The organism is Mesorhizobium sp. M0954, assembly GCF_040319155.1.
Taxonomy (GTDB): Bacteria; Pseudomonadota; Alphaproteobacteria; order Rhizobiales; family Rhizobiaceae; genus Mesorhizobium.
Genome location: NZ_JAMYNR010000046.1, coordinates 18,855 through 27,298, shown reverse-complemented (window position 1 = coordinate 27,298; position 8,444 = coordinate 18,855). Strand labels below are relative to the sequence as shown.

At 59.7% G+C, this 8,444-nt stretch carries 8 protein-coding genes and 1 pseudogene; 8 read left to right on the top strand and 1 reads right to left on the bottom strand.

Annotation, left to right across the window (positions count from 1 at the left end; all coding sequences use genetic code 11):
* The 3 genes from ligD to NKH93_RS32415 form a co-directional block, all read left to right on the top strand.
* Window positions 1-1,164: DNA ligase D (gene ligD / locus NKH93_RS32425; protein WP_352975448.1), on the top strand; the 1,164-nt coding region annotated here is incomplete at its 5' end.
* A 169-nt stretch (window positions 1,165-1,333) separates the two neighbouring features.
* Window positions 1,334-1,462: a hypothetical protein gene (locus tag NKH93_RS32420; RefSeq protein ID WP_352837395.1), complete on the top strand. Its 129-nt coding sequence runs from the start codon at window positions 1,334-1,336 to the stop codon at window positions 1,460-1,462.
* Window positions 1,410-2,933 carry a PHP domain-containing protein gene (locus NKH93_RS32415; protein ID WP_352975440.1) on the top strand — a complete coding sequence of 508 codons (1,524 nt, stop codon included), beginning with the start codon at window positions 1,410-1,412 and terminating at the stop codon, window positions 2,931-2,933. Before NKH93_RS32420 ends, NKH93_RS32415 begins: the two co-directional genes overlap by 53 nt.
* Before the next feature lie 18 nt (window positions 2,934-2,951).
* On the opposite strand, the gene NKH93_RS32410 is transcribed toward NKH93_RS32415, so the two are convergent.
* Window positions 2,952-3,593: a hypothetical protein gene (locus NKH93_RS32410; RefSeq protein ID WP_352837400.1), complete on the bottom strand. Its 642-nt coding sequence runs from the start codon at window positions 3,591-3,593 to the stop codon at window positions 2,952-2,954.
* A 341-nt stretch (window positions 3,594-3,934) separates the two neighbouring features.
* Here NKH93_RS32410 and NKH93_RS32405 point away from each other — a divergent pair.
* The 5 genes and pseudogenes from NKH93_RS32405 to NKH93_RS32385 form a co-directional block, all read left to right on the top strand.
* Window positions 3,935-4,142 (top strand): annotated as a pseudogene (locus NKH93_RS32405) (alpha/beta fold hydrolase); the annotation flags it as partial.
* A 1,305-nt stretch (window positions 4,143-5,447) separates the two neighbouring features.
* On the top strand, window positions 5,448-6,317 hold the full coding sequence (locus tag NKH93_RS32400; protein ID WP_352975435.1) for an MBL fold metallo-hydrolase: 870 nt from the start codon (window positions 5,448-5,450) through the stop codon (window positions 6,315-6,317).
* A gap of 353 nt (window positions 6,318-6,670) precedes the next feature.
* Window positions 6,671-7,123, top strand: coding sequence for a YidB family protein (locus tag NKH93_RS32395; RefSeq protein WP_352503351.1), 453 nt, complete (start codon window positions 6,671-6,673; stop codon window positions 7,121-7,123).
* 15 nt (window positions 7,124-7,138) lie between these two features.
* A complete protein-coding gene (locus NKH93_RS32390; RefSeq protein ID WP_352975430.1) occupies window positions 7,139-7,570 on the top strand; it encodes a TPR end-of-group domain-containing protein in 432 nt (143 codons plus the stop codon).
* A 464-nt stretch (window positions 7,571-8,034) separates the two neighbouring features.
* The gene (locus NKH93_RS32385; protein WP_352873760.1) at window positions 8,035-8,241 is read left to right on the top strand and encodes an alpha/beta fold hydrolase; all 207 of its coding nucleotides are present in this window, start codon (window positions 8,035-8,037) and stop codon (window positions 8,239-8,241) included.
* Window positions 8,242-8,444: the final 203 nt, after the last annotated feature.

Below are 8,444 nucleotides of genomic sequence, written 5' to 3'. Positions count from 1 at the left end.
CGCGGCAAGCTGCGTTACGCCGGGAAAGTCGGCACCGGCTTCGATACCGCTGAACTTCTTCGTCTCTTGAAGATCATGGCGCCGCTTGAGCAGAAGGCCGCCAGCGTCGACGCACCACGCGCCGAAGTGCGCGGCGCACACTGGCTCCGTCCGAACCTGGTCGCTGAGATTGCCTTCACCGAAATGACAAATGAAGGGACGTTACGACATCCGAGCTATCTTGGTCTCCGTGAAGACAAGAAGCCGGAGGCGGTCGTGCTCGAGACGGAACGTCATGCAGCCGATCTCGCCGCGTCTGCGACAACCGCCATCGCGATAAGTAACCGTGACCGCGTCATCTATCCGGAGTCCAACATCACCAAGGGACAGCTTGCCGACCATTACGCAGCGGTCGCGGCGATCATGCTTCCTTGGGTTGGCAGCCGGCCGATCAGTCTGGTTCGATGCCCACAGGGCCGCGCGAAGAAGTGCTTCTTCCAAAAACACGACGCCGGCAGCTTTGGCGACAAAGTCCACCACGTCGGCATCACGGAGAAGGACGGGCACGAGGAACCATATCTCTATGTCGACGATGCCGACGGACTGATGACTTGCGTCCAGATGGGAACGATCGAGCTGCATGGATGGGGGGCTCGGATCGAGGATGTCGAAAAGGCCGACCGCCTCGTGTTCGACCTCGACCCCGATGAAGGTCTCGATTTTGAGGCCGTCCGCGCCGCTGCCTTTCAGTTCCGCGCAATCCTTAAATCGCTGGGACTTACGACTTTCCCGATGCTGACGGGAGGCAAAGGAGTGCACGTCATCGCGCCGCTCACCCCTCGCGCCGAGTGGCCAGAGGTGAAGGACTTCGCGTCTCGCCTGGCGCAGGCGGTCGCCCAGAGCGATCCGGCCCATTTCACGGCCGTGTTGTCAAAGGCGCGCCGCAAGGGTCGCATCTTTGTGGACTATCTACGCAATCAGCGCGGGGCGACCGCGATCATGCCTTACAGCGCGAGATCACGTCCGGGCGCTCCTGTCGCGGCACCGATCACGTGGGCGGAGATGAAGACAATAGACGCGCCCTCCCATTTCCACGTGGGCGATGCTCCTGAATTAAAGAAACGCGCAGTCTCCAAAGCTCTGGCTGGATGGGGTCGCGCTGACCAATGCTTGCCCAATCTGTAGCGTCCGACGCGGGAAGAGGCAGTAAAGCCGGGATTCAAAGGGCAACGCGGCGCTCACGGCCTTGCCTGATTGGAACCTGCGGAGATCGGTCTCGTTTGGCTGAAGCCATGGCAAAAATCAATCCGAGGACCGTCGCCAGCTTTTGAGGGAATACGCACAACGGGCGTCTATGCGCGGCGACAATCCCTATCGCATAAAGGCATACTTGCGCGCGGCAGACAGTCTGACGGCGCTGTCGCAGCCGCTTGACCGGATTCATCGCCGCCGGCGCGCTCACCAAGATCCCGGGGATCGGTGACGCGATCGCAGACATCGTGACCAAGCTTTACCAAACCGGCCCGCACCCGAGCCTTGAAAAGCTGCGCGAGGATGTTCCAGCGGGCGTGATGGAGCTGTTTGCCATACCCGGGCTTCGTCCTGATAAGATACTGAAGCTTCATCAGACGCTCGGCGTGAACTCGCTGGCGGACCTCGAGGCCGCAGCAAGAGAAGACCGCATACGCCCAGTCAAAGGCCTCGGCGCCGCGCTCCAGACAAAGCTCCTACAGAACCTGACCATCGTGCGAAGCGGCGAAACGCAACTTCACCTGCACAAGGCCGCCGCTCTTCTGGAACATGCGGTCATATCGGTGAAGCAAGAGCATCCAGGGTTTTCTCGCGTCGAAATTGCAGGCGACTTCCGGCGCGGTTGCGAGCTCGTTTCCGACTTCGTTCTGGTAGCGCAGGGCATAACGTCGACTGGTATCGAGGATACGACCCTCAGGCTTGTTGTCACGGACAGGAAGCACTTTGGCGCGAGCCTGCTCGAAGCAACCGGTTCGGCAGAACACCTTGAGCAACTGAAGAGGTTCGCGGCCGACAAGGGATTCACCCTAAACGCCGACGGGCTTCATCGCGGGAGAAAGCTGATCGCGTCAGCGACAGAAGAAGAAATCTACCAAGCTCTAGACTTGCAGTTTATCGAGCCTGAATTGCGCGAAGGCAGGGATGAGATTGAGCGAGCGGCAAAGCAGAAGCTACCCGCCCTCATTCGGGATGAAGATCTGCATGGCATCCTGCATTCTCACACGACCGCATCCGATGGCACCGAAACGCTTGAGGCAATGGCTGAAGCCACGCGCAAGCGCGGTTTCGAATACTATGGTGTCGCCGATCATTCGCAGTCCGCTCATTACGCAGGCGGCCTTTCGTTGCAGGAGATTGCTGAACAGCACCGCGAAGCTGACCGGCTGAACAAGGCATACAATGGAAAATTTCGCATACTGAAGGGCATCGAGGCGGACATCCTGGCAGATGGCTCGCTCGATTACCCGAATGATATCTTGGAGCAGTTCGATTTCGTCCTCGCGAGCGTGCACAGCCGCTTCAAGTTGCCCAAGAAGGAACAGACGGAGCGTATCATTGAGGCGATCGGAAATCCTCGGACGACAATCATCGGGCACATGACCGGTCGCCAGCTGTTGCGCCGGCCCGGTTATGATCTCGACGTCGACAAAGTCCTCAAAGCGTGTGCGAAACACGGCGTCGCTGTCGAAATCAACGCACATCCGTGGCGACTCGACCTGGACTGGCGCTGGCATCAAAAGGCACTCGATCAGGGCTGCATATTCAGCATCAATCCGGACGCTCATTCGATCCGCGAGCTCGATCACATGCATTGGGGTGTCGAGATGGCGCGCAAGGGCGGTGTCCCTGCGAAGCGGGTCCTGAACGCGATGCGTTTGACGGCCCTCCTTGCGCATCTCGCACGGCGCAGGCAAACGTGTTAACCTGCCTGTGCGCCCGGCCTATCCGCGCAGGAGTCCGTCATTCTCAAAATCTCCCCAGCCGCGCAAACTGGAGTGCGAGTTCTCATCGGGGCCATGGCCAGCTGAAGCTGCAGTTCCGCGGCCGCTTCTTTGAGCACGTTTCATAGCGGCCTTGCCCGCGGCTCGCCGCCTATTGTCTGCAGCTGTCGCTGCGTCCTGTTCGCGCCAGACCGTAACCAGGTCGCGGTCAAGAACATCCTCCACGTGCTGCGGGTCGTACACGTGAAAGGTGATGTTCCTTGCCCGCCCGCGGAGTTTCACCGTTTTCGTCCCGGCGCTCTGCAAGCGACCATCTTTCAACCAGCGGTGCCGTTCGGCCGTCGAGATCGTCAGAATGTCCTCGATTTCACGAGGGATTACGGGCAAGTCTTCGATATTCTGCAGTGCTTTTGATACGATCCCGAATACCACCTGCACATCGTTCTCGGCGCCCTCAGACAGGCGCAGGGTAAGCACGCGGGACTCGATATTGAGCAATTTCCTGAACTCCGTTGGAAGGCGGGCGCGTATTTCGAGAAAAATACCCCTCGCTCTGACGGACGATCCAAACGTTGCAGCTGGGGTTAAAGGCCATTCTCCAATCAGCTTCGCTGTTGCATTGATTTTACGGCGCGTGGACATGCCCCTTTATATAGGTCCCCGATTGTCGGCAGCGATGAGCCGATCGCAAAGCCAACATGAGTTCTAATCCGCCAGCGGTCTGAACCACGATCCTAAAGGCGCAACCACGATTGTTAGCGGGGCCGTTTGCAACTTCGGCTAAAAGGAAACGGCAGAGTTGATCTCGAAGTGCGATATCAGGCGCGTTGCCGCCTGGCGGCTTTTTGGGGGCCGTTTGCTGTCCGTCCGGTTATTGCCGAGGGACCAGTAAGCCGCCGTTCGGCTCACGACCTCTTCGCGGAATACGAGGCAAGTTCATATCCCGCGGAAGCCGACATTGAACTGCGTCTCCGTTTACATGTTTGGCAAATGTTGCGAATGGAGGGAGTTGCACGTTTGAAGGTTTCTCGCTGGAGCAGATCAAACTTCCGGAAGCGACGCTCAGAGTCCGGGTTGGTGGAAGGGGCCCACCGCTTCTGATGCTGCACGGTCATCCTCGCACCCATGCTACTTGGCATCGTGGCGCCGATTTTGGCTGAGGAATACACCGTAATTTGCCCTGATCTTCGGTGCTCGCCCTTGCGGTGTGTCGCAACACAATCAGCGCGTCCGGTTTGCCGTGAACAGATCTTGCTGATGCACCAGTTCGTCCGCGACGGGCTGACGGAGGCGGCGTGTGCCATTCGGGTGGATGGCCGAAAATAACCCCACCTCTGCATGACGCGAATTGTCCCAGCCCGGGTAGGCCGTTATCGGGTACAGGCAAATACCCTCGAATCGATGCTCCGACACCCATAGCGGCACGCACCTCGTCGCGGCATACATAGTGGAGCCAAGCCGGCCCGCCGGATCCCTCTGAGCCGGTCTCGGCAATGAACATCGGCTTACCGTACCGATGAGCAACCTCGAGCAACATTTCCGACAAAGCGCGGTACTCATGGTGTCCCATCGATATCGTCGGCCCGTTTATTTACCATTGATTGTGCGGCTAGAAATTCAGGCCCACGACATCGACAACATCTTCGCTCCCGCCCAACTCAGGTTCGACGCGGCCCAGCAACATGTCGTAAGCTTCGAACTGCCCCTGACGGGCGTTTTCGGCCCGACCCCGTTCGCTGCGGGTCCGGTCACGAGGAGCGATTTGGATAAGGGGCTCGGCCCAGACAAATCTGCAGGCGGGGTCGATCTCCCGCATTGCACGAACACCCGCGATGGCAGCCTTCACGAGATGCCGCTTGAACCATCCACGTTTGTTCGGCCCCACGCGGGAAATAGCCGACCTCAACAGCCCATGCGAAAAAGGAGATCTAGTTGATGGGACACAACAGAGGCGGTGTTCCGGCGATCGAACGCTGTACGCTCACGGCTTCTGCCGCGAACGAGGCATAGGCATCGATGAAATGCAGCGATCGCTGATCGACATGGTCTGGAGATCCGTAATGGAAGATGTCCCAGATAACCTGGACACCTGCCGATCGGGCCGCCTTGACCATTGGCGCCCAACTTGACCAGTCATAGGCGAAGCTTGCGGAACCGGAGCCTCCACCTGGTGCTCGTCCATACGCCCCACTTCGCTCATTCGAAGTCTTCTTTCAGCAGTCGGCTTCGAACTCGGCCGCCTTGTTAGGACCGGGAACCGCGTTGGCGAAATACCGCATCCAATGGGGCGCGCCATCTTCGTTGCTCAGTCCAGCTCGTCCTGGCGCGACCGGGTAATGCCGAACCGATTTGGTCGAGCCTTTGTTCCTGTGGTGGACTGTCCGGAGCTGGGTGGCGAAGGAGGAACAAGGAGGGCCGTGCCAAGTTCGGGGCGATATACCACCGCCGCCGATCGACTCGAGCGGCTGCTCAGCAACAAGAGAGGCACGGGATCACATGACCGTTCAGATTCGACTTTCCGAGACCGACTACGCCAGGCGCGAGGATCGTGGCGACGGCGCTTGGAGCATCGCACCGGACTTGGGCTATTTGCGGCTAGCAATCGTCAATGTCGTGTTCTTCGGCGCACCGGGCAGCGGAGATCGGAACTGGATGCTGATCGATACCGGGTTGCCGACGTCCCGCAGCAGCATTCTTGCGGTCGCGGAAAAGCGGTTTGGCACGAACGCACGGCCGGCCGCGATCATCCTGACCCACGGCCATTTCGACCATGTGGGAACGGTTCTAGACCTCGCGAATAGGTGGGACGTGCCTGTCTTCGCGCATCCACTCGAGCGCCCCTATCTGGACGGAACCGCGTCCTATCCGCCACCGGATCCCTGGGTCGGGGGTGGACTGATGGCGCTGCTTTCGCCGCTTTTTCCACGGGGGCCAATTGATCTTGGCAACCGTTTGGAACTCTTACCTGCCGACGGATCGATCCCCGGAATGCCCGGATGGCGATGGTTACACACACCCGGGCACGCGCCTGGGCATATCTCGCTCTGGCGCGAGAAGGACCGTTCGCTGATCGTAGGGGACGCTTTCATCACCACCGGTCAGGAGTCAGTCTATGAGGTCGCCGTTCAGGATCTTGAGATGCACGGTCCGCCGCGCTACTTCACGCCGGACTGGGATGCGGCGGAAAGATCCGTGAAGCACCTGGCTGCCCTGAACCCGCACATGGTCATCAGTGGACACGGTGCGGCTGCTGCGGGAGTGGGCATGCGTCAAGCTCTTGACAGCCTGGCTGAGCGGTTCAGGGTGTTCGCCGTCCCGCCGAAATTGAAATTCGTGCGCGAGCCGGCGGCAGTCCTAGGTAGCTGAGGCTAACTGAGCCGCCGTCGTTCTGAAGTATGATCAAGTTGGGCAGACTCTATCTCTCGAGCCGGTAGAGTTACCCGTCGGGTCGCGCTTTCCATCGTCGCGACAAACTCTGACAAGCGGAACAAACCCGGGAGGCGCCGGGTTAGGGTCGCTCGATCGGCGCAGGGCGACTGCGGCCAAGCGCCCCGAAGTTCTGCGTCAGGAGAAGACGTCAGATGGAAAACGAGTACCCGAAGGACGCGTCCTCTCCGCCCGCGAGCCGACCGGCAATAAGTTGTTCGAGTCCACACGCGTCGGCATCCGCCGAGACTTGGCTTCGATTCGCTCATCGGCCAAACCGTGGAGGAGACCAAATGGCAAATCTGGGAAGATTGGCGATCGCCATGCTTGGCGTTCTGGCATACCAAAACCGCGACAAGCTCTGTGAATTGATTCCGGGAGCGGGGTATCTTAACCCAAACGACCCGCAACGCAGAATTCTGGCTCAGATAACGAATGGCGTGTCGAGGGCTGACCTTGGTGAGATCCTCGACCGGTTCAGGGAGGTGGGGGCAGGATCGAAGGTCGACTCGTGGGTTGGCAGCGGGCCAAACCAACCGATTGAGCCAAGGGACGTCCAAGCGGCAATGGACGAAGGTACACTCACGTCCATTTCGATGCAGACGGGTCTTTCGCGCGAGGAGCTAATCAGAAGGATTGCGCGGGATCTACCCGAGACAGTCAACGAGATGACGCCGAATGGTGAATGGCCGCCTGAGCCGACACATGGCTTGGATAAGTCGACCCTGCTCGACAATGTATCCTAGGGGACACAGCCAGGAATGCAGCCGGCCAAGGCGAGATCCGGGGTGGCAACTCTACACCGGGGGACGCTCCTGCGCGATCGCCTTCATCCGCTCGCGAACCAAGGATCTGTTTCGAGCGCGCCGAACGCGCAACTGGCCGCCATCCTGAAAATGCGGCACCGCTGCATCGCGGCGCCCTCGCTCGCGTATATCGGTGAGCGGAAGAAGGCGCGTTCCTGGCTGGCCAGAGCGCTGGCGATCGATCCGGACGACTTCGTGACGCAGTACAACGCCGCTTGCATGTATTCCGTGCTCGGGGAAGTGGAGGAAGCGGTGCGGTACCTGGAAAGAGCCGTCGGAGGAAGCGTGAGTCAGAACGTATTGGAACGAATCCGTCACGAAGTCGATTTCGACGCCGTTCGCGATCACCAGCGGTTCGTGCAGCTTCTTAGTTCACTTGGCTTGTGACGCACAGCTGTACTTGCACAAGCTTCGGCCTGCCTAGCAGCCGCGTTCGGTTTGGGTGGCGGATTCAACTGATCGCAGCAACACGCGCTCTTTTCTGAAAGATGGAGTGTGAGCCATGAAGCAGCGAAGTCGCATCTGCTACTCGGCCGCTCAGCGCCTGAGATTTGGGTTCGATGGCAGGCGGGCGAGTCGATGAGCTCGATCGGACGACGATTCAATCGGGAGTCTTCATCGGTCCGTTCTTGCCGCCGCGCCTGGGCCTTGCACTGGCGGGCTGCCGGCCTTGCCTGTCGCCGGTGGTGTTTTCCCGCACATTTTGCTGCTGCCGCTGCTTGTGCTGCTCACCTGGCCGCTCGCCATGGGCAAGTATTTCGCCCCGGCATCGTCTCTGCGGGGTTTGCTTCGTCGGCAAAGGACATCGCCAGCTGGCCTCACAGCTGCGGTCGATCGCGGCCGAATCGGGATTGATGCTGGCCGACGCGCTGGCCGGCGGCCGCTTCACCCGCTACAATGATCTGTTGATGCCTGCCGGCATTATTGCCGGGGCCGGCGACCGGTTGTTCGATGCGAAAGCCGAGGCTCTTAGACTACAATCGGAGATTCCTGGTTCGTTTGTCGATATCATCCCGCAGGCCGGCCACATGGTCCACCACACCGCACCGCACCGCTAGCTGTTCTCGCCATGGTGGACAGGGTCGCTGCCGCGGCCAGCATGAAGTAGGCCGGCACTGGCGCGATCCCGAAGAAGTGGAATCGCGATTTTCGGAAAAGATCATGCTCAAAAGCAATAGGTAGAACCCCGTCCCGACTCTATCGGGTGGCGAATCCGATGATTTACTTCACGGCGGCACGCACTTCAGCGAACCGCATCCTG

Excerpts from the sequence above, each read along its gene's own strand:
- NKH93_RS32390 (WP_352975430.1), top strand. The coding sequence starts at position 7,139 with ATGCAGCCGGCCAAGGCGAGATCCGGGGTGGCAACTCTACACCGGGGG.
- NKH93_RS32395 (WP_352503351.1), top strand. The coding sequence starts at position 6,671 with ATGGCAAATCTGGGAAGATTGGCGATCGCCATGCTTGGCGTTCTGGCA.
- NKH93_RS32420 (WP_352837395.1), top strand. The coding sequence starts at position 1,334 with ATGCGCGGCGACAATCCCTATCGCATAAAGGCATACTTGCGCGCGGCA.
- NKH93_RS32410 (WP_352837400.1), bottom strand. The coding sequence starts at position 3,593 with ATGTCCACGCGCCGTAAAATCAATGCAACAGCGAAGCTGATTGGAGAA.
- NKH93_RS32400 (WP_352975435.1), top strand. The coding sequence starts at position 5,448 with ATGACCGTTCAGATTCGACTTTCCGAGACCGACTACGCCAGGCGCGAG.